This is a genomic window from Janthinobacterium sp. CG3 (genome assembly GCF_000344615.1).
Taxonomy (GTDB): domain Bacteria; phylum Pseudomonadota; class Gammaproteobacteria; order Burkholderiales; family Burkholderiaceae_D; genus Janthinobacterium.
The window spans coordinates 947,890-969,983 of record NZ_KB467824.1; the positions used below are offsets into that span (position 1 = coordinate 947,890).

The window sequence follows — 22,094 nt, forward strand, 5'->3', positions numbered from 1 at the left end:
TCATGGCAGGTTGCGGGCCGCGCGCATGCGCTGGTACAGCCGTTGCAGCGGCACCCAGGTGACGATGTCGTCGAATTCGCCGCCCGGCTGGGCCGGATCGGCGCTGCTGACGCGGGCGATGAAATGGGCGCTGGCCGCCTGGTTGGCGAGTTCGTCGACGTTGCCGCGCGCGGCGTTGGCCTGGGCCACGCCGGTGACGCCGGTGCCGAGATTGTTGCGGCCGCTGGACAACAGCACGAAGGGCAGGCAGGGCGTGCGCGGGGCGCAGACGCTCTGACCGCCAAGGTAATAGAACTTGCCGTCGGGGGTGCGCGCGCGCACGGTTTTGCCAACCATCACCACGCCGCTTTGCACCGGCGCCCGGGTGAGCCCCGGCGCGACGCTGTAGCGCAGCAGCTTGCCCCAGCTGTCGGCGCCGTCGACGGCCAGCGTGACCCAGGGCAGGAAGCCGGCGCAGTCCTGCTCGCCTTCGCAGTCGAGCAGGTTTTCGCGCCCGTCCAGCGCCGAGCGGGCCGGCCGCGGCAGCCTGCCATAGGTGGCGGCGAAGCCGACCAGGGCGTCGTTGGCGCGCGCCAGCGTGGCCAGCGTGCGCCGTTCGCGCGCCGCCTGCTGGGTGTTGTTGCCCAGCGCGTTGATCAACAGCGTCGCCAGGCCCAGGCCGAGCACGCTGAGCAGCAGCAACAGCGCGGCGCCGCGCTGGCGCGCCGGACGTGCGCGCTGGCGCAAGGCCTTACTGCGCATGGCTTTCCCGCACCGTGCCCTCGGTCGGGTTGTAGCTTTGGCCCGGCTTGAGGATCACGGTTTGGCCGGACGGCAGTTGCAGCGACAGCGCGGCGGCCGCCGGGTCCGCTCCAAGGCGGTCGTCCGCTTCCCTTTGCGGCATCTGGTTGAGCCAGACGGTGGACTTGCCGCCGCTGCGCCGCACCACGCCGTCGAGCGTGGTGGGCGCCGGCGCCGGCGCCGGCGCGCTTTCGACGGCGGCGGCGGGCGGCGCCGGCGCGGCGGCCGGCGCGCCGGCGCCGGCATGGCCGTCGCGGCGGGCGTCGAGCTGGGCGCGCTCGGCCGGGGTGGCGAACAGGCGTCCGAGCGGCGCGCTGGCCGCCTGCGCGGCGCCGCACGCCAGCGCCAGCGACAGCGACAGCGACAGGCGCGCCCGCAGGCGCGGCGCCGTCATGGCCGGCTCCGCGCGGCCGGCGCGGGCGCGGCCGTGGCCAGGGTCAGCCAGTACAGCGTGCAGTCGGCCGACAGCGTCGACGCCAGCGCGCCGTTGGCCGCCGTGGCGCTGCGCTTGATCGAGCAATCCTGCATCGTGTAATAGTTGCGCTGCTTGAGTTCGTGCAGGAAGTCGAACAGGTCCATTTCGTGCAGCAGGTCCATGTGCAGGTCCATGCGGCTGCCCCGCAGGCTGTAATCGCCCATGGCGGCCTGGGCTTCGAGGCGGAACGGTTGCTGCACGTCGATCTCGTAGCTGATCGGCAGCAGCTTGCGCCGCTCCTGGATCTGGCGGATCGCGTCGATCCATTCGAGGCGCTTTTCCTCGCCGATCAGGCCGCGCTCGCGCAGCGCCAGGAACTGCGGCTGGTAGTCGCGGATTTCCAGCTTCTCGTTCTCGACGTGGGCGAACTTGTCGTAGGCGACGTTGCGCAACTGCTGGGTGCGCGCCAGCGCCGCGCCGCGCTGGTTCAGGTACCAGCTGCTGACGAGCACCAGCAGGCTGCCGACGCTGAGCGCGGTGGCAAAGCACAGCAGGGCCAGGCGGATCAGCGCCAGCTCGTTCATCCACAGCGGCAGCGCGACCGTGCGGATGGTTTTCTTGCCGGCCGCGGGCGCGGCCGGCGGCATGCCGGACGGAAGGGCGCTCATGGTATCCAACTCAGGTTGAGGGTGAACTTGACCTTGCTGTCGGCCGCCGTGGTGGCGGCCTTGCCGGCCAGCTTGACGCTCGGGCGCACGTCCAGCGGGGTCTGCTCGAGCTCGACGGTCAGGCGCGGCTGGCGCGCCAGCTCGGCGGTCAGGCGGTTGATGCTGTCAAGCGCGGCGCGGTAGTTGTTTTGCGCCAGCAGCACCTCGGCCTCGACGTGCAGGCTTTGCGGCGGCATCGCCGGCAGCCCGATCAGCAGCGACGACACCGGCGCCGCGGCGGCGTTGTCGGCGCGCGGCTGCGCCGAGCCGGCGCGGTTCTCCGGCAGGCGCACCTTCCAGTCGAGTTGCACCAGGCTGACGTCGGGCACGCCCTCCAGCGCCGCGCTGAGCATGGCCAACATCGTTTGCGGACCCGGCGCGCGGCTCGTCACCATGCGCTCGATCAGCACCGCCGCCTTCATGTTCTGGGTCTTGTCGACCTGCGGCGGCAGCGACGCCATGATGGCGTCGTAGCGCTGCTCGTACGATTGCGCCTCGGCCGCCAGCGCCGCCTGGGAGCGGGCGGCGTCGACGATGCCCCAGATGTTCGCCGCCAGCCAGACCAGGCAAAACACGGCGATCGCCGCGCTGCCGGCGAACAGGCCGAGGCGCGCCAGCAGCAACTGGTAGAAGCGGGCGCGCTGGCCCAGCGCGTAATGGCTGGGGGGGCGGCGCCGTCCCAGCACCGACAACAGCAGCGGGTCGGCCAGCGCCGGCACCTCGGCCAGGTGCAATTTGGCGCAGGCCCGTTCCATCGTCACGAAACGGAACTCGGTCTCGGGGGCGTTGCGGCACAGCGGCTGCAGCCGCGCCACCTGCGGCGCCGGCGCCACGACGACGCTGTGCAGCACCTCGCCGCGTTCGAGCATGCGCGTGCTGACCAGGAACTGGCGGGTCTTCTCGGTTTCGCCGGCAACGTCGACGGCGACGCCGTCGCGGTCGATGGCCGGGGTCAGGCGGCTAAAGCGCAGCTGGCCGTTCTGGAAATAGCTCTGGCGCAGGCCGCCCGACTGGAACGTCACCAGCAGGATGTGCGGCTGGGTCAGCGCCAGCGCGCCCACCAGCGCCGCGCTGAGCAGGCTGCTCGAGTAAATCCCCGCCAGCGGCACCTTGCGCTGTTCCAGCGCGTCGACCCAGGGTTGCAGCAGGGACGGGTTGGTCAGCGCGCAAAACAGCACCCGGTCGTCGCGCCGGCCGGCGCTTTCGCGGCCCTGCACGGTGGCGGCGCGGTAGGGCGTGTCGCGGTAGAGCTGGGTCAGGCGGCGCTGCAGCAGGCCGCGGCCGGCGCGCCCGCCCACGTGCGGCAGCAACTGGCGCTGGAAATCCTCTTCGATCAGGTCGGTGAGCAGGTAGGCCGGCAGCGCCGCCCGCTCCGCCAGGTAGCGCGCGAAGGCGGCCACGCCGGCGGCGTCGGCGCCGAAGCACTGGCCGCCCGACAAGTGGCCGCGCTGCCAGTCGTAGGCGCACAGCTGGTCGTTGGTGACGTAGAATAATTGGGTGCGCAACAAGGCCGGTCCTCAGGTTTTGATCTTGCTGATCGTATCGTAGATCGGTCCCAGCACCGACAGCATGATCCAGCCCAGCAGCAGCCCCAGGACCACCGTCATGGCCGGCTCTATCATCGCCTGCACCTTCTCGATCATGTCCTTGACCTCGCGGTTGTAGAAATAGCTGACGTTGCGCAGCGCCGTGTCGAGCGAGCCGGTGGCCTCGCCGACCTTGAGCATGCGGATCACCAGCGGCGGGAAGATGCCGGTGTTCTGGAACGCCGCCGTCACCCCCTGCCCCTCCGAGATCAGTTGCGCGGCGCGGCGCAGGCCGGCGGCCACGACGCGGTTGCCGACGATGCCCTCGGACAGGCGGATGCAGTCGAGGATGGTGATGCCGGAGGCGTACATCAGCGCGAAAAAGGTGGCGAAGCGCGCCAGGATGATCTTGTGCAGCACCGGCCCGACCAGCCAGACGCGCAGCTTCATGCCGTCGAAGGCGAAGGCCGCCGCCTCGCTGCGGGCGATCCAGGCGCGGGCGCCGAACCAGGCCGCCACCGGCAGCGCCAGCAGCAGATACCAGTAGTCGATGAAGACGTTCGAGACGACGATCAGCGCGCGCGTGTGGAAGGGCAGCGCGCCGCCCATGTTCTTGATGAAGGCGGTCAGCTGCGGCACCAGGTAGATCATCAGGAAGAAGGTGACGGCGACCACGACCAGGCCGACCACGGCCGGGTACATGACGATCTTCTTGCTTTGCGCGGCCAGCTCGTCCTGCCACTTCAGGCTCTCCGACAGGTTCTTGAAGACCTCGGCGATCTTGCCGCTGTGCTCGCCGGCGGTGATCAGGCTGGTGAAGGTGTTGTCGAAAATGTCCGGATGCACCGCCAGCGCCGCCGACAGGCTCAGGCCGCCCTCGATGCCCTCGACCAGTTCGGTGATGACTTCGCGCAGGCGCGGGTGGTCGGTGCTGTCGCGCAAATCGTTCAAGCCCTCCAGGATGGGCACGCCGGCGCCGGTCAACTGCTCCATGTGGAAGCAAAAGTTGATCAGGTCGGCGCGGCGCACCACGCGCGCGCCCAGCAGCACCAGTTGCTGGCTGCTGAGCTTGAAGTCGATCAAGTCCAACTGCATGCGGTGCAGGCGCAGTTCCAGGTCGGGCACGTTGCTCGCGTCCATCACCCCCGGCACCATCTGGCCGGCCGGGTCCATTGCGCGGTAGGCGTATTGCGCCATCAGGCCAGCCGGTCGGTCAGGTCGACCACGCGCGCCACCTCGTCGAGCGTGGTGGCGCCCTCGCGCACGCGGCGCACGCCGTCGTCGACCAGCGCGTGGAAGCCGGCGGCGCGGGCGGCGTTCTTCAGCTCGCGCGACGAGGCGCGCCGCGCCACCATTTCGTCGAGTTCGGGCGTCATCTTCAGCAGCTCGATGAGCGCCATGCGGCCCTTGTAGCCCTGGTGGGCGCAGCGCTCGCAGCCCTGGGCGCGGTAGATCGTCACGGCGCCGGCGTCGGCGTCGGCGTCGCCGGATGTGGCATGCTCGTCGCGCTGCGGCGCCAGCCCGAGCAGGCGCCGCTCGACGGCGTCGGCGGTGTGCGCCGTGCGGCAGTGCGGGCACAGGCGGCGCACCAGGCGCTGCGCGACGATGCCGATGATGTTGCCGGCCATGACGTCGGGCAGGATGCCGATGTCGAGCAGGCGCGAGATCGAGCCGATCGCCGAGTTGGTGTGCAAGGTGGTGTAGACCTGGTGCCCGGTCATGGCGGCGGCGAAGGCCATCTCCGCCGTTTCCTTGTCGCGCACCTCGCCGACCAGGATCACGTCCGGGTCTTGCCGCATCATCGAGCGGATGCCGTCGGCGAAGCCCATCTTGGCCGACTCGTTGATCGAGGTCTGGCGTATCATCGTCATCGGGTACTCGACCGGGTCTTCCAGCGTCATGATGTTGACGCTCTCGGTGTTGATGTGGTTGAGGATCGAGTACAGCGTGGTGGTCTTGCCGCTGCCGGTCGGCCCCGTCACCAGGATCACGCCGTCGGGGCGGGCGATCATCAGCTTCAGGCGGGCCAGTTCGGCGTCGGCCAGGCCCAGCGCGTCCAGCGGCACCAGGCCCTTCTGGCGGTCGAGCACGCGCAGCACGAAGTTTTCGCCGTGCGTGGTGGGCTGGGCCGAGGCGCGGAAATCGATCTGCCGGCCGGAGAACTTGATCGAGATGCGCCCGTCCTGCGGCGCGCGCGACTCGGCGATGTTCATATTGCTGACCACTTTCAGGCGCACCACCATGGCCGGCCAGTACGATTTGTGCAGGCTGCGGATTTGCCGCAGGATGCCGTCGATGCGGTAGCGGATGCGCAGGAACGACTGCTCCGGCTCGAAATGGATGTCGGAGGCGCCGTTTTGCACCGCGTCGGCCAGCAGCGCGTCGATCAGGCGCACCATCGGCTGGCTGTACTCGTCCGACACCGCGCCCATGCTCTGGTAGTTGACCTCGCCGGTCTCGATCTCCAGCAGGATGCCGTCGATCGACAGCTCGAAGCCGTAGTACTGGTCGATGGCGCGCGAGATGTCGGAGTCGTTGACCAGCAGCGGCGTGATGCTGATGCCCTTGACCAGCATCGCGCTGATCTGGTCGAGGGCGACGATGTTGCTGGTGTCGGCCATGGCCAGGATCAGGTTGTCCTTGTCGCGCTCGTAGACGATGGGGAACACGCGGTAGCGCTTGGCCACTTCCTTGGGGATCAACTTGAGGGCGATGGCGTCGACCACCAGGCTGCTCAGGTCGGCGCTTTGCTGGTGCAGGTTTTCGCTGAGCGCCTCGCGCACGGTGGCTTCGGTAACGAAACCGAGCGTGATGAGCAGGCGCCCGAGCGGCTCGGGGGTGCGTTTTTGCTCGATCAGCGCGATGCGCAGCTGGTCCTCGCTGATGACGCCTTTTTGGATCAGCTGCTTGCCGAGCGGGAGTTTTGCTTGTTCTGCCATGACGCTCTTATTCGGTGGTGGCGCGGGCGCCGGCGCCGGCCAGTTCGCGCATGCGCCGGCGCACCGCGGCGCGGTCGAAGCTGCCGGGGGCGTTCTGCGCCAGCGCCAGCGCGCGTTGGTAATAGGTCAGCGCCAACTTGGCCTGGTTCAAGCGGTCCAGGCCGACGGCCAGGTTGAAGGCGTAGTCGGCGTTGTCGGGCGTGCTGTTGTAGGCGCGGAAAAACAATTGCTGGGCGTCGCTCCAGCGGCTTTGCTTGGCGTACAGGTTGCCTAGCGCGAACAGCACCGGGCCGGCGTCGGGGGCGCGCTGCAAAATCGCCTTCAGGCGCGACTCGCCCTGCACCGGGTCGCCCTGGCGCAGCGCGATCAGGCCGGCCAGCGCCTCGCCGTCGTTGGGGTCCAGTTCCAGCAGGCGCAGGTACAGCGCGCCGGCCTGCGGCCCCTGGCCTTCGCGCACCGCGACGGCGGCCATGCCGAGCAGGGCGTCGCGGTTGTTCGGCTCCTGCCGCAGCACCGCGTCGTAGCGCTGGCGGGCGTTGCCGGTGTCGCCGCTGTTGAACGCCTGGTAGGCGCCCTCCAGCGCCGGATTGATTTGCGGCGCCACGTCGGTGCGCAGCACGCGGATGTCGGCGCCGTCGGACGGCGCCAGCGCCGCCGCGGCCTGCGGCGGCGCTGGCCGTTGCGCTGGTGGCCGCTGCGGCGCCTGCTGCTGCTGTTGCTGCTGCTGTTGCTGCTGCTGTTGCTGCTGTTCCATGGCCAAGGCCTGCTGTTCGATGCGTTCGCGCGCGCCCGGCTCGTAGCCGGGCGGCGGCTGCGGGCTGGACGGGGTGGCCGGGTTGGGCGGGGCGCCCTGGTAGGCCGGGTAGACCGGCACGGCGCCGGGGGCGCCGTCGCCGGCGGGCGCGCCGTCCGGCGTAATCGGGTACGCGGCGGCGCCCTGGGGCGCCGCCGGCGCGCCGACAGGCGCGGCCGGCGCTTCCGTCAGCGGCATCGGCACCATCGGCAGGTTGGCGCCGGCGCCGCCGTTGGTGGCGTGCCAGTACCAGTAGCCGAAGCCGCCGAGCACCAGCGCCAGCACGGTGCACAGCCCCGCCAGGCGCAGCGTCGCCGGATCGACCGACATCGGCGCGGGCGCGGCGGCGGCCGGCTTGGCGCGCGGCGTCGCGCGCGGGCGCGGCGGCGGCTCGGGCTTGGCGCGGGCGCTCTCCTGGCGCGGCGCCTCGAAGGCGGCGGCCGGGCGCGGCGCGTCCGGCGCAGGCGCGGCGAACCGCGCCTGCGCCGCGGGGCCGGCGAAGGACGGCGCTTCGGCCGCCGCCGCGGCCGTGCCCAGCGGCGCCAGGCTCAAGCCGTCGACCGGCTCCAGCGCCAGCGCCGTCGGCGCGGCGGCCGGCGCGTCCTGCCGCTCGCGCGGCGACAGCGAGAGGATCTGGTCGTACGCCTCGGACGGCTTTTCCAGCTCGTCCTCGTGCGCGCTATTCTGTTTGGCGCGCTCGGCCTTCTTCAACGCCTGCATCAGTAGGCTCATGTTCCGTCTGCCCTCACGGCGGGATAGGCCTGCGCGGCCGGGGCTGTCCGGGGCGCGGGCTGGGCCGGCGCCGCGCTCGGCAGCAGATAGCGGTAGTCCTTGTAGTCGCCGTTGATGCTGGCGTCCTTGACGACGACCGGGCGGATGAAAATCACCAGCTCGGTCTTGCTGCTGCTTTCGTTACGGTACGAAAACAGGTCGCCCAAAATGGGAATCCTGCCGACGCCCGGCACGCTGTCCTTGTTGTTGTCGACCGAATCCTGCATCAGGCCGCCCATCACCGCCACCTGGCCGCTGCTGACCTTCATGATCGACTCCAGCTCGCGCGCCTGGATCACCGGCACCTTGCTGACCACCGGCGTGCTACCGCGGGCCAGTTCCGGGTTCGGGTCTTGCACGTAGCCGACGATGCGCGTGATGGTCGGGCGCACGTTCAGCGTTACCTCGTCGCTGTCGGCGATCTGCGGGGTCACGCTCATGACGAAGCCGACCGGCACCGTCTCCAGGCGCGACTCGTAGGTGGCCGGGGTGGTGATGACGTTGTTCAGGCCGTACACCGCCGGCGTCACCTTGATGGTGAAAAAGACCTGGTTGTCGACCACCTTGAGCAGCGCCGTCTGGTTGTTGAGCACGCTGATTTTCGGACTCGACAGGACCTTTACCTTGCCGAACGATTCGAGCAGTTGGATGGTGGCGGCGATGTTGCCCAGGCGGCTGGTCGGATTCAGGTAGTCGAGCACCAGCAAGCCCGGCGTGGCGCCGGGCGTGACGGCCGACAGCAGCGCGGTGTTGCCGACCTGCTTTTGCGTCACGCTCAGGCCGCTGTCCGGGCCGCGCAGGCGCGACCAGTTGATGCCCTGCTGGTACTGGTCGCTCAGGCGCACCTCGATGATGGTCGCTTCGATCAAGACCTGGCGCTTGGCGCTGCTGAGCACGATGTCCATGAATTCCTGGATCTTCTCGTGCTGGCGGCCGGTGGCGCGCACGGCGATCAGGCCGCCCTCGACGTTGACCACCACCGACGACGGGCTGCCCTTGTTGGCCATCTTCAGCGCGGCGGAGGCGTCGCCCGGCTGTTGGCCCTGGCCGCCCTGGACGGCGTTCGGGCCGCCGGCCGGCGGGTTCTGCGCGTATTGGCCCTGGTTCTGCTGTCCGCCCTGGAGCGGGTTCTGGCCCTGGTTCTGGTTGTTCGGGTTGTTTTGGCTGCTCTGGTACTGGCTCTGGTATTGGCCCTGGCCGGCGCCGCTCTGGGCCATTTGCGCCAGCGGGTCCGTCAGCGGGTCGCCCAGCGTGGTTTCGCGCAGCAGGTCGCGGATATTGCGCTCCAGGCTGTACCAAAAATTGTTTTCCGACTTGTTGAGCACCGAGGTCGTCGAATTGTTGTTGCCGCCGGCCGAGCCGGCGCCGCCGCTGTTGGCCGCCGCGCCGGCGCCGCCGCCGGCGCTGGAGCCGCCGCCGGCGGTGGAAATCTGGGTGGCGATGTTGACGCTGCTGTTGGTGCTGCGCGCGATGTTGACGTAATCGACCTTGTAATGGCGCCAGACGGCGGTGTCGGGCAGCACCGTCAGGTTCTTGCCGTCGATTTCATAGCGCATGTCGACTTGCCGGGAGATGCGCGTCAGCAATTGCGGCAGGGTCTGGTTGAGCGCGTTCAGCGTGACGCTGCCGTCGATGCCGGGGTGGATGTCGACGTTCATGCCGGCGTCGCGCGCCAGCGCGAACAGCAGCGACTGCACCGGCACCTTGTGCACCGTCACGCTGTAGGTTTCCAGCTTGGCGGCGGGGGCGGGCGGGCGCAGGGCGGTGCTTTGCTGGACCGTCTCGGGGATGGCGCCGGCCGCTTGCGGCGCTTCGCTGATGTGGCTGGGGGAGGTCGGCAGCGATGGGCCGGCGCACGCGCCGAGCAGCGCGCAGCACAGGGCCGGCATCAGGGGGGCAGCAGGTATTTTCATTGATGTTCCGCCCTAGAGGCCGCTAATTGTTGTACTTTTGAAATTTTAACCACCTTGGCCGTATAAAAGCAATTGTACCGCGCATGGTCGCCGGACAAAGCGTGAAATAAGCCGGTGGAAACGGCTTTATTGGCAAGTATCACCACAGTGGACCGGCGCCGGACGCCGCCACTTCGGCGCGGATGGCGGCGACGTCGACGATCCGCGGCCGGTACGGGCCCTGCTCGGACAGCAGCGCCTGCACCGCCTCGGCCTGGGCGCGGGTGCGGAAACTGCCGTAGACGATGGCGGTGTGGGCGGCGCCGTCCAGCCGCAGCGGATAGGCGTGCACCTGCTGCAGGCCGATGGCGTCGCCGGTGTCGCGCAGGAAGTTGTTCAGGCCGGCCCGGTCGCTGGACGGCAAGACCATGATTTGCAGCGCCAGGTGCTGCGCCGGCGCGCCCGCCAGCCAGGCCCGGCTGGCGTCCAGGCAGGCTTGCAGCGGCTGCACCCGGGCGCGCGCCGCCGCCGGCGCCGGCGCCGCCGGCAGCCAGGCCCAGGCCGCCGCGCCGGCCAGCAGCAACGCGCCCAGCGCGGCGGCGGCGACGCGCCGCGCCGGGCGCGCGGGCCGGCCGAAGGCGCTGTCGCCGATGGCCGCGCGGACGTGCTTGGCGCCGACGACGGCGGCGTCGTCGGCGAAGGCGGCCAGCATGGCCTTGTCGGCCAGGATGTTGATGCGCCGCACGATGCCGCGCGACACGGCCGCCAGCTGGCGCACCGCCTCGGCGTCGAACAGGGCCGCACCGCGGTGGCCGGCGGCGCCCAGGCGGCAGGCCAGGAACTCCGGCACCAGCTCGGGCGCCATCAAGGGCACCGCGAAGCTGTGCGTGATGCGCTCCTTGAGTTGGCGCATCTCGGGCAGGTTCAGGCTGGCGTCCAGTTCGGGCTGGCCGAACAGCACGATCTGCAGCAGCTTGTGGTGCGCCGTTTCAAGGTTGGTCAGCAGGCGGATCTGTTCGAGCGTGGCCAGCGGCATCGCCTGGGCCTCCTCGACCAGCAGCACCACCTGGCGGCCGGCCGCGTGCTTGTCGATCAGGTCGCCGTGCAGCAGGCGCAGCACCTCGTCGGCGCGCTTGCCGCCGCTTGCCAGGTTCAGTTCGCCGGCGATGGCGAACAGCACCTCGTCCGGCGCCAGGCTGGGGTTGACCAGGTAGATCACCTCTATGTGCGGCGGCAACTGGCTTTCGAGCATGCGGCACAGCATGGTCTTGCCGCTGCCGACCTCGCCGGTGACCTTGATGATGCCCTCGCCGTGGATGACGCTGTAGAGCAGGGCGTCGAGGATGGCGCCGCGCGTGTTGCCGCTGTAGAAAAACGCCGGGTTCGGCGTGATGCTGAAGGGCGCCTCGTCGAGGCCGAAGTGGGCGTGGTACATGCTGTGGCTCCGGTTCAGGCGATGCAGTGCAGGAAGGCCTGCTCCAGGTTGGCGGCGGCGTAGTCGGCGCGGCATTGCCGCGGCGTGCCGACGAAGCGGATGCGGCCCTCGTGCAGGATGGCCATGCGGTCGCACAACTCCTCGACGTCGGCCAGCGCGTGCGAGGTGAAGAGCAGGGTGCGGCCGGCGTCGCGCAGCAGGCGCAACTGCCGCTTGAGCAGCGCGCGCGCCTTCGGGTCGAGGCCGCTGGTGGGCTCGTCGAGCACCAGCATCGGCTTGTCCGACAGCAGGCAGGCGGCCAGGCCGAGCTTTTGCGTCATGCCCTTCGAATAGGCGCGCACCTGGCGCGTCAGCGCGGCCGGCTCCAGGTCGAGCGCGGCCAGCATGGCGCCGACCCGGGCGGCGTCGTAGGGCAGGCCCTGCAGCTTGAGCATGTAGCGCAGGAAGGCGGCGCCGCTCAGGTAGTAGGGCGGGCTGAAGCGCTCGGGCAGGAAGGACAGCGGCGCGCGCGCCGCCGGCAGGCGGTGCGACAGGCCGAAGATGGCGATGGCGCCGGCGTCGAGCGCGCAAAAGTCGAACATGCACTTGACCAGGCTGGTCTTGCCGGCGCCGTTGACGCCGACCAGGCCGAAGCTTTCGCCGGCGCGCACCTCCAGCTCGACGCCGCGCAGCACCGCGCCGCCGGCATAGCTTTTGACAACCTGTTGAAAACGCACTGCTGAAACACTCATGGATGGCCGGACGCTGTGGGGTTGGCGCGGGCGGGGCTGCCCGGAGCAGACTGTAGCGCATTATCGTCACTTCTGGCCACGCGCGGCAAGCGCAAACCGGGGACAGACCACGATTTCCGGGAAATACTTTCCCGGAAATCGTGGTCTGTCCCCGTCGCGTTGGTCCCCGTCGCGTTGGCGTTTGTTGTTGCCGTGGATGACTATTCGCGGCCGATTGTTTTGGCGCGGCCGCTTTCTGGCATAAAATGGGCCGCTGCCTGCTGTGGCAGCTTAATTGACGTGCGCGAACCGAGGAGTGGGTATGGCAAGGCCAGAAAAAGTCCGGCTGGGGGAGATTTTGGTGCAGCAAAAGCTGCTGTCCGAAGAACAGTTGGGCCTGGCGCTGACCGAGCAGAAGCGCACCGGCCGCAAGCTCGGCCGGGTCTTCGTCGAGCACGGCTTCGTCACCGAGGAGCAAATCTCCGGCGCGCTCGCCAAGCAGTTCGACATCCCGTATATCAACCTGAAGTTCTACAACATCAACGCCGAGGTGGTGCGCCTGCTGCCGGAAACCCAGGCGCGGCGCTTCCGCGCGCTGGTGCTCGAGCAGCGCATCGACACGCTGCTGGTCGGCATGTCCGACCCCACCGACCTGTTCGCCTACGACGAGATCGCGCGCCTGGTCAAGCGCAACATCGAGCTGGCCGTGGTCAACGAGAGCGAGGTGCTGGCGGCGATCGACCGGATCTACCGGCGCACCGAGGACATCACCGAGCTGACCCGCGAGCTCGAACAGGACCTGGGCGACAGCGCCGTCGACTTCGGCGCGCTGGCCGCCAACCCGGGGCTGGAAGAGGCCCCCATCGTCAAGCTGCTGCAGTCGGTGTTCGACGACGCCACCCAGGTGCGCGCCTCCGACATCCACATCGAGCCGCAGGAGGCGCGCCTGCAGATCCGCTTCCGCATCGACGGCGTGCTGCACCTGCAGACCGAGGCCGACATCAAGGTGGCCAGTTCGCTGGCGCTGCGCCTGAAACTGATGTCGGACCTCGACATCTCGGAAAAGCGCCTGCCGCAGGACGGCCGCTTCGCCATCCGCGTCAAGAACCAGCGCGTCGACGTGCGTATCTCGACCATGCCGACGCAGTACGGCGAGTCGGTGGTGATGCGGCTGCTGAACCAGGGCGGCACCACGCTGCGCCTGGACGCCATCGGCATGCCGGCGGCGCTGGTGACGCGCTTTCGCGCCATCGTCCAGCGCCCCAACGGCCTGGTGCTGGTGACCGGCCCGACCGGCAGCGGCAAGACCACCACGCTGTATTGCGCGCTGGCCGAGTTGAACTCGGTGGAGAAAAAACTCATCACCGTCGAGGACCCGGTCGAGTACCGCCTGGCCGGCATCAACCAGGTGCAGGTCAACGACAAGATCGAGCTCGACTTCGCGCGCGTGCTGCGCTCGGCGCTGCGGCAGGACCCCGACATCGTGCTGGTGGGCGAGATGCGCGACCAGGAAACCGCGCAGATCGGCCTGCGCGCGGCCATGACGGGCCATTTGGTGCTGTCGACGCTGCACACCAACGACGCCCGCAGCACGCCGCTGCGGCTGATGGACATGGGCGTGCCGCGCTACATGGTCGGCAGCGCGCTGCAGGCGGTGCTGGCGCAGCGCCTGGTGCGGGTGATCTGCGAAAGCTGCAGCGAGCCGCACCCGCTGGCGCCGACCGAGCGCGAATGGCTGCGCCAGGAGCTGGGCGCGCTGGTCGACCAGCACCACTACTTCCACGGCAAGGGCTGCTCGCACTGCAACGGCATGGGCTACCGCGGCCGCACCGGCGTCTACGAGCTGCTGGAGATGACGCAGGCGGTGGCCGACGCCGCCAACGACCCCGACCCGGCGCACTTCCTGAAGGTGGCGTCGGCGCAGATGGCCGGCGAGACGCTGCGCCGGCACGCCGTGCACCTGGTGGTGCAGGGCCGCACGACGGTGGCCGAGGCGATGCGCATCAGTAACCAGATCGAGGAGTGACGTGCCTTTTTTCGCCTACACAGCCCGCAACGGCGCCGGCGAGTTGATCCGCGGGGTGCTGGAGGGCGCCGACAGCGGCGTCGTGGCCGACCAGTTGTTCGCCACCGGCGCCACGCCGGTCGAGATCGCGCAGACCAGCAAGGCCGTCAGCGCGGCCGGCGCCGACCAGGGCCTGTGGCAGCGCCTGACCGAGAAAAAGGTCAACTCGATGGACGTGCAACTGTTCAGCCGCCAGCTCTACACGCTGCTCAAGTCGGGCGTGCCGATCATGCGCGGCCTGGCCGGCTTGCAGGAGTCGGCCATCAGCAAGGCCTTCGGGCGCGTCATCAAGGACTTGCGCGAGTCGCTCGACGCCGGGCGCGAGCTGTCGGCGGCGATGCGCCGCCACCCCGAGGTGTTTTCCAATTTCTACCTGTCGATGGTGCGCGTGGGCGAGATGACCGGCCGCCTTGAAGAGGTCTTCCTGCGCCTGTTCGACCACCTCGAATTCGACCGCGACATGCGCGCCCGCGTCAAGAGCGCGACCCGCTACCCGGTCTTCGTGGTGGCCGCGATGCTGATCGCGATGGTGGTGGTGAACGTCTTCGTGATCCCGCAGTTCGTCAAGGTGTTCGCCAGCTTCAACGCCGAGCTGCCCTTGATGACGCGGGTGCTGATCGGCAGCTCGAACTTCATGGTCAATTACTGGCTGCTGCTGCTGCTGCTGACGGGCGCCGCCGTGCTGGGCGTGCGCGCCTGGCTGGGCACGACGGCCGGCCGCTACGCCTGGGACCGGCACAAGCTGCGCGTGCCGATCGCCGGCAAGATCATCCTGAAGGGCACGATGGCGCGCTTCGCCCGCAGCTTCTCGCTGTCGAGCCGCAGCGGCGTGCCGATCGTGCAGGCGCTGACGGTGGTGTCGCAGACCGTCGACAACGCCTATCTGTGCGCCCGCGTCGAGCAGATGCGCGACGGCGTCGAGCGCGGCGAAAGCATCCTGCGCACCTCGGTGGCGGCCGGCGTGTTCACGCCGGTGGTGCTGCAGATGATCGCCGTCGGCGAGGAGTCCGGCTCGCTCGACGAGCTGATGGATGAAATCGCCCAGATGTACGAGCGCGAGGTCGACTATGAATTGAAGACCCTGTCGGCGCAGATCGAGCCGATCCTGATCACCTTCCTGGGCCTGATGGTGCTGGTGCTGGCGTTGGGGATTTTCCTGCCGGTCTGGGACCTGGGCAAAGTGGCGCTGCGCAAATGAGCCGCCGGCCATTGTTGTGCTGGAACAACAGCCGGCGCGGCGCGCAACGCGGCATCGGTTTGTTCGAAAGCGCGGTGGCGGCGATCGTCGTCGGCGTGCTCGGCGCGGTGCTGCTGACGCGGCTGGCGTACTACCAGGAGCAGGCCGAGCTGGCCGCCGTGGCGCGCACGGCGAACCTGCTGCGGGCCGCGCTGGCGCTGAAGCTGGCGCACCTTTACGCCGGCAACCGGCAGGCCGAAATGCCGGCGCTGGCGCGGCAAAACCCGATGGAATGGCTGGCCGCGAGGCCGGCCAACTACGCCGGCGAATACGCCGCGCCGGCCAGCGGCGAGGTGGCCGCCGGCCAGTGGTACTTCGACCGCGGCGCCGGCAAGCTGGTGTATTTGTTGGCCGAGGGAAAAATTTTTAGCGGATCCCAGCCAAAGGCCTTGCAATTCAAGGTAAGCTTATCCGGCCCGGCCCAGAACCTGCCTGTGCAATCCAAGGGGATGAGTATTGTTTTGAATCAAGTTTATGAATAACTTGTCGTTATATATGGCATGGTAGATTTTCCGCCGTGCGGATGGATTGTTAAATGATTTGGAGACGAGTATGAACAGGCAGTCAATGAAAGGTTTTTCCGGCAAGGCGCAAGCGGGCTTCACGCTGATCGAATTGATCGTCGTGATCGTCATCCTGGGGATTTTGGCGGCGACCGCCCTGCCGCGTTTCGCCGATCTGAGCGGCGACGCCCGCCTGGCCAAGGTCCAGGCCGCGCGCGCGGCGATCCAAAGCGGCGCGGCGCTGGCCCATTCGACCTGGCTGGCGCGGGGCGGCGCGGCCAACACCCCCGTGACGATGGAAGGGCAGAGCATAGGCATGACGACCCTGGGCTGGCCGACCGCGGCGGGCATCGTCGTCGCCGCCGGCGGCCTTGCCGATTACTCCATCGCCGGCGCGGTGGTGTCCGCCGACGCCGAGCATCTGGCCTGCTCGGTCACCTACGTCGAGGCGTCGGGCACGACCACGCTGCAAGGGACGGCGACCAACTGTTCGGCCGCCAACCCCGCCGCTCCCGCCCCGTAAGCGGCGGCGATTGTCGGGTATCGACGCGCGGCCGCGCCGGCGCGCCGCCTGCGACGGCGTTGCCGCTGGCGTCGGCCGCCGACGCGTTGCGCCCTTGCTTCGCTATGCAGAGTTCTATCGCCATGAAGATGCGCAACCATGCGCGCGCGGCCGGCCTCGGCCAGCGCGGCTTTACCCTCGTCGAACTGGTCGCGGTGATCCTTGTCACCGGCATCCTGGCGACGCTGGCCATGCCGCGCTTTTTCGAGCGCCAGGCCTTCGACGCGCGCAACTTCGCCGAACAAAGCCAGTCCATGCTGCGCTACGCGCAGAAAGTGGCGATCGCGCAGAACCGGCGCGTGTTCGTGCGCCTTAACGGCAGCGGCGTGGCGCTGTGTTTCGACGCCGCCTGCACCGCCGCCGCCCGCGTGGTGCCGCCGTCGGGCGGCAACAGCGGCGCCGCCGCCACCGTCGCTCAATGCGCCGGCGACGCGCGCTGGCACTGCGAGGGCGCGCCCTCCGGCGTCAGCTATACGAAGGCGCCGGCCATCTCCTCCTTCTACTTCAGCGCCCTCGGCAAGCCCTTCGCGGCGCTCGACGCCGACGGCGCCCGGGTCTCGACTTTCGCCACGCTGGTCATGACGGTGCGCGGCGGCGCCGCCGACGTCCATCCGATTACCGTCGAGGCGGAGACCGGCTATGTCCATTAAGCGCCGCCAGGGCGGCCTGAGCCTGGTTGAACTCATCATGTTCATGGTCATCGTCGGCATCGCCGTGCTCGGCTTGGTGCAGGTGATGAACCTGACGGTGCGCGCCAGCGCCGACCCGCTGGCGCGCAAGCAGGCGCTGCTGATCGCCGAGTCGCTGCTGGAGGAGGTGCAACTGGCCCATTTCACCTTTTGCGACCCGAACGACGCCAACGCCGAGACCGCCACCGCCGCCGTGGTCGGCGCCGCCGGCTGCGCCGCGACCGTCGAAACGGTCGGCCGGCTGGCCGGCGAAAGCCGGCCGTTCGACAACGTCAACGATTACGTCGGCCAGTTCGGCGCGGCCGAGGCGGCCTTCAACAACGCCGCCGGCGCCCTGGCCGACGTCAACCTGGCGGCGCTGCCCGTGACCGGCTATACCGCGACGCTGCGCATCGCGCCCGAGAACCTCGGGCCGGCCGCGGCGCCCATCGTTTCGAGCGCGGCGCCGGCGACGATGGACGTGCTGCGCATCACCGTCACGGTCAACGTCGGCAACGAAAGCGTCGTACTCGACGGCTACCGCACGCGCTACGCGCCGAGGTCGATATGAACGGCGCCAAGGAACGCGGCCAACGCGGCCGACGCGGCGGGCAGGCGGGCTTCACCCTGGTCGAGGCGGTGATGGTGATCGTCATCGTCGGCATCATCGGCGGCATCGTCGCGGTGTTCATCCGCGTCCCGGTGCAGGCCTACACCGACTTGGCGGCGCGCGCCGAGCTGGGCGACATCGCCGACACGGCGGTGCGCCGCGTCGGGCGCGACGTGCGCCTGGCGCTGCCCAACAGCGTGGTGGCGTCGGGCGACGGCCGGACGATGAGCTTCCTGCTGACCAAGACCGGCGGGCGCTACCAGGCCGTCGAGGACGCGCTGGCGGGCGGTACGCCGCTCGACTTCGAGAACGCCGCGGTACTCGACTTCAACGTGCTGGGCGCCATGCCGGCCGGCCAGCAAGCCATCGTGCCCGGCGACTTCATCGTCGTCTACAACCTGGGCCCGGGCTACGAGCCGGCCAACGCCAATCCGGCCGGCGGCGCCCCCGCCAGCCTCAACGTCGCCGCCGTGGCCGCGGTGGCCGGCAACGTCATCACGATGGCGGCGAACCCCTTCGCCAGCGCGAACCCGGTCATGAGTTCGCCGACCAGTCGCTTCCAGGTCGTCACCGGCACCGTCACCTACGTGTGCGACACCGTCAACCGGACGCTGACGCGCTTTTGGGCCGACCGCCAGCTTGCCGCGGCCGGCACGCTGCCGCCGCCCGGCGTGGGCGCGCTGCTGGCCGAGAACGTCAGCGCTTGCGCGTTCAACTACGTGTTGCCGGCCAACACCCGCAGCGGGCTGGTGGCGATCAGCCTGACGCTGCAGCGGCCCGGCAACGCCGAGTTCATCAAGCTGTTCCACCAGGTTCACGTGGACAACACGCCATGACGCGCCCGCTGGCGCAAGCCGCGCGCGCCCGCGGCGCCGCCTCGCCGCCGGGCCGGCGCAGCGCCGGCCTGGGCCTGGTGACGGCGATTTTCCTGCTGGTGGTGCTGTCCGGCATGGGCGTGGCGATGATGACCTTGAGCACCACCCAGAACGCCAGCGTGGCGCTGGACGCGCAGGGCGCGCGCGCCTACCAGGCCGCCCGCGCCGGTATTGAATTCGGCGTGTACCAGGCGCTGCGCGCGGGAAATTGTCCCGGCAACGCCGCCCCGCAAAGCTTCGCGCTGCCGACCGGCACCAGCCTGAGTGCCTTCAGCGTGACGGTACGCTGCAACGCGCTCACCACCGGCGCCGGCGCCGGCGCCGGCGCCGTGACGGTGCGCCAGGTCACGGCGACCGCCTGCAACCGCCCGGCGGCCGGCCAGTGTCCCAACCCCAGCAACGACCCCGACTATGTCCAGCGCGTCCTCAATGTCCAGTTTTAGACCACCGCGCCGGCGCGCCGCGGCCGCGTTGCTGCTGGCGGCGGCCCTGGCCTGCGCCGCCGCGCGCGCCGCCGACACCCCGATCACGCTGTTTAAAAGCTTCGCCGGCAACGTCAACTTCACCGGCGCGCAAAAAACCCTGCGCACCAAATCGAACGCCAGCGGCCCTTGCGACGTAACGACGTCGGCGACGCTGACGCTGAACGGCATTCCGACCGGCGCGGTGGTGCTGAACGCCCAGTTGTACTGGGCCGGTTCGGGCAGCACGCCGGACTACTCGGTGCTGCTCGACGGCGTCGCCGTGGCGGCGCCGGGCAACCGCCAGTTTTCCTCGGCGACGGTGGGTTACGACTATTTCAGCGGCGCCGCCGACGTCACCAGCCAGGTCAATGCGAAAAAAAACAACACCTATCTGCTGTCCGGGCTGAGCTTTAACAACGGCGCGCCGCATTGCGCGGTCGAGGGCGTGCTGGGCGGCTTCCAGCTGCTGGTGATCTATTCGAAGGCCGGCGAAACCTTCCGCGTGCTCAACCTGTACGAGGGCTTCCAGTACATCCGCAACTCGTCGCTGTCGCTGAACCTGAGCAATTTCCAGATTCCCAATCCGCTCGGCAGCGCCACCGGGCGGGTCGGCCACATCACCTGGGAGGGCGACACCACGCTGTCGGGAGGCGGCGAGGATTTGCGCTACAACGGCGTCGGCCAGGTCGACGCGAGCAACGTTTCCGGCAACCAGTTCAACTCGGCCAGCAACATCAACGCCGACGCCGCCTCCTACGGCATCGACTTCGACGCCTACACCGTGCAGTCGCCGGTGATCCTGTCCGGCCAGACCAGCGCCAGCACCGCCTACAGCTCGGGCGCCGACCTGGTGCTGCTGAACGCCGAGATCATCGCCGCGCCGAACGTGCCGGCCACCGACCGCTCGATCGCGATGGTGCTCGACGGCCCGCTGGCGCAATCGAAAACCAGCAAGTACACCATTACGCTGGGCAATAACGGGCCGCTCAGCGAAAGCGGCCCGATCACCGTCACCGACACGCTGCCGGCCGCCTTCATCGTCGGCGGCGCCGGCGGCAGCGGCTGGAGCTGCACGGTGGCCGGGCAACTGGTTTCCTGCAGCAACCCCGGCCCGCTGGCGGTCGGCGCCACGCTGGCGCCGCTGGTGGTGACGGTGACGGCGGCGGCCAACGCCAGCGGCTCGATCACCAACAGCGCCAGCGTCGGCGGCGCGCTGTTCGATTATTACGACGGCAACAACACCGCCAGCGTCAGCGCCATCGTCGGCGCCGCCCAGTTCGTGCCGGCGTATATGCTGACCGACGCGCTGTGCGTGCACAACGTGCCGTTCGGCAACGCGGGCCAGCCGTGCAAGCCGGTCACGCTGACCTCCTCGATCGCCAACGTCGACATCGCCGGCCTGTACATCACCTATGTCAGCGCGGGCGTGCCGACCGCGCTCGGCAGCGGCGCGACCAACGTGCCAATGCGCTTCGCGCTGTCCTGCCACGACCCGGTTGCCAACGCCGGCAAGCAGGCCAGTTTCACCAGCGTCGGCACGGCCAGCAACAAAATGCCCCTGTGCGTGGGCGCCGGCGCCATGCCCGGACCCACCAGCGGCGCCTGGTCGGCGGCCGTCAACGTCAGCTTCCCCGGCAATTCGCCGACGGTCGGCACGGCGACGACGTCGGGCGGCACGACCACCATCACCGGACTCAACAACAAGCTGCTGTATCCCGACGTCGGCCGCATCGAAATGTACATGAGCGACGCCGGCAACCGCCTCGGCAGCACCGGCGCCTTCGTCTCCAAGCCGCAGACCTTCCTGTTGACGGCCAGCACGCTGGGGCTGGGCGCCAACCAGGCCACCACCCCGGCGCTGGCCAGCAACCCGGCCTTCGTTGCCGCCGGCGCCGCCTTCAAACTGGGCTGGAGCGCGATGACGGGCGGCGTCACGCCGGTGCTGGCCAGCAGCTTCGGCCGCGAGCAAATCCCGGCCAGGATCAAGCTCAAGGTCGAGGCCGCGACCGACGCGGCCGGCGCGCCGCTGGCCGGCATGGTCAACCTGCCGAACCTGAGCGGGGTGTTTGGCGCGGTCAGCGGCGGCGCCGCCGAGGGCAGCGGCTTCTCCTTCGGCGACGTCGGCGTCATCAAGCTGACGGCGCAGTTGGAAAGCGCCGACTACCTCGGCGCCGGCAACGTCAGCGGCGCCCCGCTCAACGTCGGACGCTTCGTCGCCGACCACTTCGAAACCCAGGCCAGCGGGCCGCTGCCCTGCGCCAGCACCGGCATGGTGTGCCCGGCCGGCGCGCCGACGATGGTGTATTCGCGCCAGGAATTCGAGCTGCAGGTGACGGCGGTCAACGCGGCCGGCGCCACGCTGTTGAATTACAGCGGCCCGTTCGCCCGCGCCGCCACGCTGACGGCGTGGAACGGCGCCGGCAGCGGCGCCACCACGCAAAATCCGCCGGCCACGCCGGCCGGCGCGCTGCTGGCGCCGGCCACGCTGGCGGCCGCCAGCTTCGGCGCCGACCCGCTGCTGGGGCCGGGCGTGGCCAAGCTGAAGGCGAGCTACGCGTTTGCGCGCGCCTTCGACGGCGCCGCGCCGCACGCGACCGGCCTGGCGGCGCCGACGCCGGTCTACCTGCGCGCCGCCGAAAGCGCCGGCGGCGACGGCGCGACCTCGTCGCGCGGCGCCGCCAGCAAGGAGGGCGGCGTGACGGTGGCCAGCGGCCGCCTGAATCTGGGCAACGCCTACGGTTCGGAATTGAGCCCGCTGCGCATTGCGCTGCGGGCCGAGTATTTCACCGGCTACGCGGCCAACCAGGGCTGGCGTCTGCATGACGGCGACGGCGGCGCCAAGGCCAGCGCGGTGACCGCGGCCGGGGCCGTGTTTGGCAACTGTTCCAAGTTTTTGTCCGTCGCCGGCGCCTGCAAGGTCGGCGCGCTGGCGGCCGCCGCGGCGCCGGCGACGCTGCCGATGGCGGCCGGGCTCGCCACACTGCAACTGCGCGCGCCCGGCGTGGGCGGCGGCGCCGAGTTGCGCATGGGCGATCCGCTCTGGCTGCCCAGCACGGTCGCGCGGCTGGTGTTCGGCCAATACCGCAGCCCGCTGATTTACCTGCGCGAACTGCATTGAACGGGCGACAAGGGAGTGAAAGTG

The 22,094-nt window shown here is 69.6% G+C and carries 19 protein-coding genes; 9 read left to right on the forward strand and 10 right to left on the reverse strand.

The genetic code is table 11. From position 1 onward, the window contains the following. The 10 genes from JANGC3_RS0104200 to JANGC3_RS0104245 form a co-directional block, all read right to left on the reverse strand. Positions 1-741, reverse strand: a complete 741-nt coding sequence (locus JANGC3_RS0104200) for a hypothetical protein (protein WP_017875234.1) — start codon at positions 739-741, stop codon at positions 1-3. Beyond that, positions 731-1,174, reverse strand: coding sequence for a hypothetical protein (locus JANGC3_RS28340; protein ID WP_017875235.1), 444 nt, complete (start codon positions 1,172-1,174; stop codon positions 731-733). The genes JANGC3_RS0104200 and JANGC3_RS28340 overlap by 11 nt, the downstream gene beginning before the upstream one ends. After that, positions 1,171-1,863, reverse strand: a complete 693-nt coding sequence (locus tag JANGC3_RS0104210; protein ID WP_035787537.1) for a hypothetical protein — start codon at positions 1,861-1,863, stop codon at positions 1,171-1,173. Before JANGC3_RS0104210 ends, JANGC3_RS28340 begins: the two co-directional genes overlap by 4 nt. Next, positions 1,860-3,407, reverse strand: a complete 1,548-nt coding sequence (locus tag JANGC3_RS0104215; protein WP_232429651.1) for a hypothetical protein — start codon at positions 3,405-3,407, stop codon at positions 1,860-1,862. The genes JANGC3_RS0104210 and JANGC3_RS0104215 overlap by 4 nt, the downstream gene beginning before the upstream one ends. A 12-nt stretch (positions 3,408-3,419) precedes the next feature. Further along, a complete protein-coding gene (locus tag JANGC3_RS0104220) occupies positions 3,420-4,625 on the reverse strand; it encodes a type II secretion system F family protein (protein WP_017875238.1) in 1,206 nt (401 codons plus the stop codon). After that, complete coding sequence (locus JANGC3_RS0104225; RefSeq protein ID WP_017875239.1) at positions 4,625-6,367, reverse strand: GspE/PulE family protein; 1,743 nt, start codon at positions 6,365-6,367, stop codon at positions 4,625-4,627. The genes JANGC3_RS0104220 and JANGC3_RS0104225 overlap by 1 nt, the downstream gene beginning before the upstream one ends. Before the next feature lie 7 nt (positions 6,368-6,374). After that, complete coding sequence (locus JANGC3_RS0104230) at positions 6,375-7,892, reverse strand: tetratricopeptide repeat protein (RefSeq protein ID WP_035787538.1); 1,518 nt, start codon at positions 7,890-7,892, stop codon at positions 6,375-6,377. Then, positions 7,889-9,844: a type II secretion system protein GspD gene (locus JANGC3_RS0104235; RefSeq protein ID WP_026132528.1), complete on the reverse strand. Its 1,956-nt coding sequence runs from the start codon at positions 9,842-9,844 to the stop codon at positions 7,889-7,891. The genes JANGC3_RS0104230 and JANGC3_RS0104235 overlap by 4 nt, the downstream gene beginning before the upstream one ends. Positions 9,845-9,983: 139 nt before the next feature. Continuing rightward, positions 9,984-11,258 carry an ExeA family protein gene (locus JANGC3_RS0104240; RefSeq protein ID WP_017875241.1) on the reverse strand — a complete coding sequence of 425 codons (1,275 nt, stop codon included), beginning with the start codon at positions 11,256-11,258 and terminating at the stop codon, positions 9,984-9,986. Positions 11,259-11,272: 14 nt separating this feature from the next. Further along, complete coding sequence (locus JANGC3_RS0104245; RefSeq protein ID WP_026132529.1) at positions 11,273-11,989, reverse strand: ABC transporter ATP-binding protein; 717 nt, start codon at positions 11,987-11,989, stop codon at positions 11,273-11,275. Between the two features lie 301 nt (positions 11,990-12,290). Here JANGC3_RS0104245 and JANGC3_RS0104250 point away from each other — a divergent pair, with 301 nt between their 5' ends. From JANGC3_RS0104250 to JANGC3_RS0104290, 9 genes are all read left to right on the forward strand, one after another. After that, positions 12,291-13,994 (forward strand): GspE/PulE family protein, encoded by a 1,704-nt coding sequence (locus JANGC3_RS0104250; protein ID WP_026132530.1) that lies wholly within the window; start codon positions 12,291-12,293, stop codon positions 13,992-13,994. 1 nt (position 13,995) lies between these two features. Beyond that, positions 13,996-15,231 carry a type II secretion system F family protein gene (locus tag JANGC3_RS0104255; RefSeq protein ID WP_017875244.1) on the forward strand — a complete coding sequence of 412 codons (1,236 nt, stop codon included), beginning with the start codon at positions 13,996-13,998 and terminating at the stop codon, positions 15,229-15,231. Continuing rightward, a complete protein-coding gene (locus tag JANGC3_RS28345; protein WP_157406441.1) occupies positions 15,228-15,752 on the forward strand; it encodes a type II secretion system protein in 525 nt (174 codons plus the stop codon). The genes JANGC3_RS0104255 and JANGC3_RS28345 overlap by 4 nt, the downstream gene beginning before the upstream one ends. A 70-nt stretch (positions 15,753-15,822) precedes the next feature. Next, on the forward strand, positions 15,823-16,296 hold the full coding sequence (locus JANGC3_RS34040; protein WP_026132531.1) for a prepilin-type N-terminal cleavage/methylation domain-containing protein: 474 nt from the start codon (positions 15,823-15,825) through the stop codon (positions 16,294-16,296). A 104-nt stretch (positions 16,297-16,400) separates the two neighbouring features. After that, entirely contained in the window at positions 16,401-16,985 is a 585-nt protein-coding gene (locus JANGC3_RS0104270) for a pilus assembly FimT family protein (RefSeq protein WP_232429652.1), read from the forward strand. Beyond that, complete coding sequence (locus JANGC3_RS0104275; protein ID WP_017875248.1) at positions 16,975-17,574, forward strand: prepilin-type N-terminal cleavage/methylation domain-containing protein; 600 nt, start codon at positions 16,975-16,977, stop codon at positions 17,572-17,574. The genes JANGC3_RS0104270 and JANGC3_RS0104275 overlap by 11 nt, the downstream gene beginning before the upstream one ends. Then, positions 17,571-18,449 carry a prepilin-type N-terminal cleavage/methylation domain-containing protein gene (locus tag JANGC3_RS0104280; RefSeq protein ID WP_017875249.1) on the forward strand — a complete coding sequence of 293 codons (879 nt, stop codon included), beginning with the start codon at positions 17,571-17,573 and terminating at the stop codon, positions 18,447-18,449. Before JANGC3_RS0104275 ends, JANGC3_RS0104280 begins: the two co-directional genes overlap by 4 nt. Then, positions 18,446-18,931: a hypothetical protein gene (locus JANGC3_RS0104285; protein ID WP_017875250.1), complete on the forward strand. Its 486-nt coding sequence runs from the start codon at positions 18,446-18,448 to the stop codon at positions 18,929-18,931. Before JANGC3_RS0104280 ends, JANGC3_RS0104285 begins: the two co-directional genes overlap by 4 nt. After that, the gene (locus JANGC3_RS0104290) at positions 18,918-22,070 is read left to right on the forward strand and encodes a DUF11 domain-containing protein (protein ID WP_026132533.1); all 3,153 of its coding nucleotides are present in this window, start codon (positions 18,918-18,920) and stop codon (positions 22,068-22,070) included. The genes JANGC3_RS0104285 and JANGC3_RS0104290 overlap by 14 nt, the downstream gene beginning before the upstream one ends. Positions 22,071-22,094 lie beyond the last annotated feature (24 nt).

What these genes read in the sequence shown, in the direction of transcription:
- JANGC3_RS0104200 (WP_017875234.1), bottom strand. Translation starts at nt 741, where the DNA reads ATGCGCAGTAAGGCCTTGCGCCAGCGCGCACGTCCGGCGCGCCAGCGC.
- JANGC3_RS28340 (WP_017875235.1), bottom strand. Translation starts at nt 1,174, where the DNA reads ATGACGGCGCCGCGCCTGCGGGCGCGCCTGTCGCTGTCGCTGTCGCTG.
- JANGC3_RS0104210 (WP_035787537.1), bottom strand. Translation starts at nt 1,863, where the DNA reads ATGAGCGCCCTTCCGTCCGGCATGCCGCCGGCCGCGCCCGCGGCCGGC.
- JANGC3_RS0104220 (WP_017875238.1), bottom strand. Translation starts at nt 4,625, where the DNA reads ATGGCGCAATACGCCTACCGCGCAATGGACCCGGCCGGCCAGATGGTG.
- JANGC3_RS0104225 (WP_017875239.1), bottom strand. Translation starts at nt 6,367, where the DNA reads ATGGCAGAACAAGCAAAACTCCCGCTCGGCAAGCAGCTGATCCAAAAA.
- JANGC3_RS0104230 (WP_035787538.1), bottom strand. Translation starts at nt 7,892, where the DNA reads ATGAGCCTACTGATGCAGGCGTTGAAGAAGGCCGAGCGCGCCAAACAG.
- JANGC3_RS0104235 (WP_026132528.1), bottom strand. Translation starts at nt 9,844, where the DNA reads ATGAAAATACCTGCTGCCCCCCTGATGCCGGCCCTGTGCTGCGCGCTG.
- JANGC3_RS0104240 (WP_017875241.1), bottom strand. Translation starts at nt 11,258, where the DNA reads ATGTACCACGCCCACTTCGGCCTCGACGAGGCGCCCTTCAGCATCACG.
- JANGC3_RS0104245 (WP_026132529.1), bottom strand. Translation starts at nt 11,989, where the DNA reads ATGAGTGTTTCAGCAGTGCGTTTTCAACAGGTTGTCAAAAGCTATGCC.
- JANGC3_RS0104250 (WP_026132530.1), top strand. Translation starts at nt 12,291, where the DNA reads ATGGCAAGGCCAGAAAAAGTCCGGCTGGGGGAGATTTTGGTGCAGCAA.
- JANGC3_RS28345 (WP_157406441.1), top strand. Translation starts at nt 15,228, where the DNA reads ATGAGCCGCCGGCCATTGTTGTGCTGGAACAACAGCCGGCGCGGCGCG.
- JANGC3_RS34040 (WP_026132531.1), top strand. Translation starts at nt 15,823, where the DNA reads ATGAACAGGCAGTCAATGAAAGGTTTTTCCGGCAAGGCGCAAGCGGGC.
- JANGC3_RS0104270 (WP_232429652.1), top strand. Translation starts at nt 16,401, where the DNA reads ATGCAGAGTTCTATCGCCATGAAGATGCGCAACCATGCGCGCGCGGCC.
- JANGC3_RS0104275 (WP_017875248.1), top strand. Translation starts at nt 16,975, where the DNA reads ATGTCCATTAAGCGCCGCCAGGGCGGCCTGAGCCTGGTTGAACTCATC.
- JANGC3_RS0104280 (WP_017875249.1), top strand. Translation starts at nt 17,571, where the DNA reads ATGAACGGCGCCAAGGAACGCGGCCAACGCGGCCGACGCGGCGGGCAG.
- JANGC3_RS0104285 (WP_017875250.1), top strand. Translation starts at nt 18,446, where the DNA reads ATGACGCGCCCGCTGGCGCAAGCCGCGCGCGCCCGCGGCGCCGCCTCG.
- JANGC3_RS0104290 (WP_026132533.1), top strand. Translation starts at nt 18,918, where the DNA reads ATGTCCAGTTTTAGACCACCGCGCCGGCGCGCCGCGGCCGCGTTGCTG.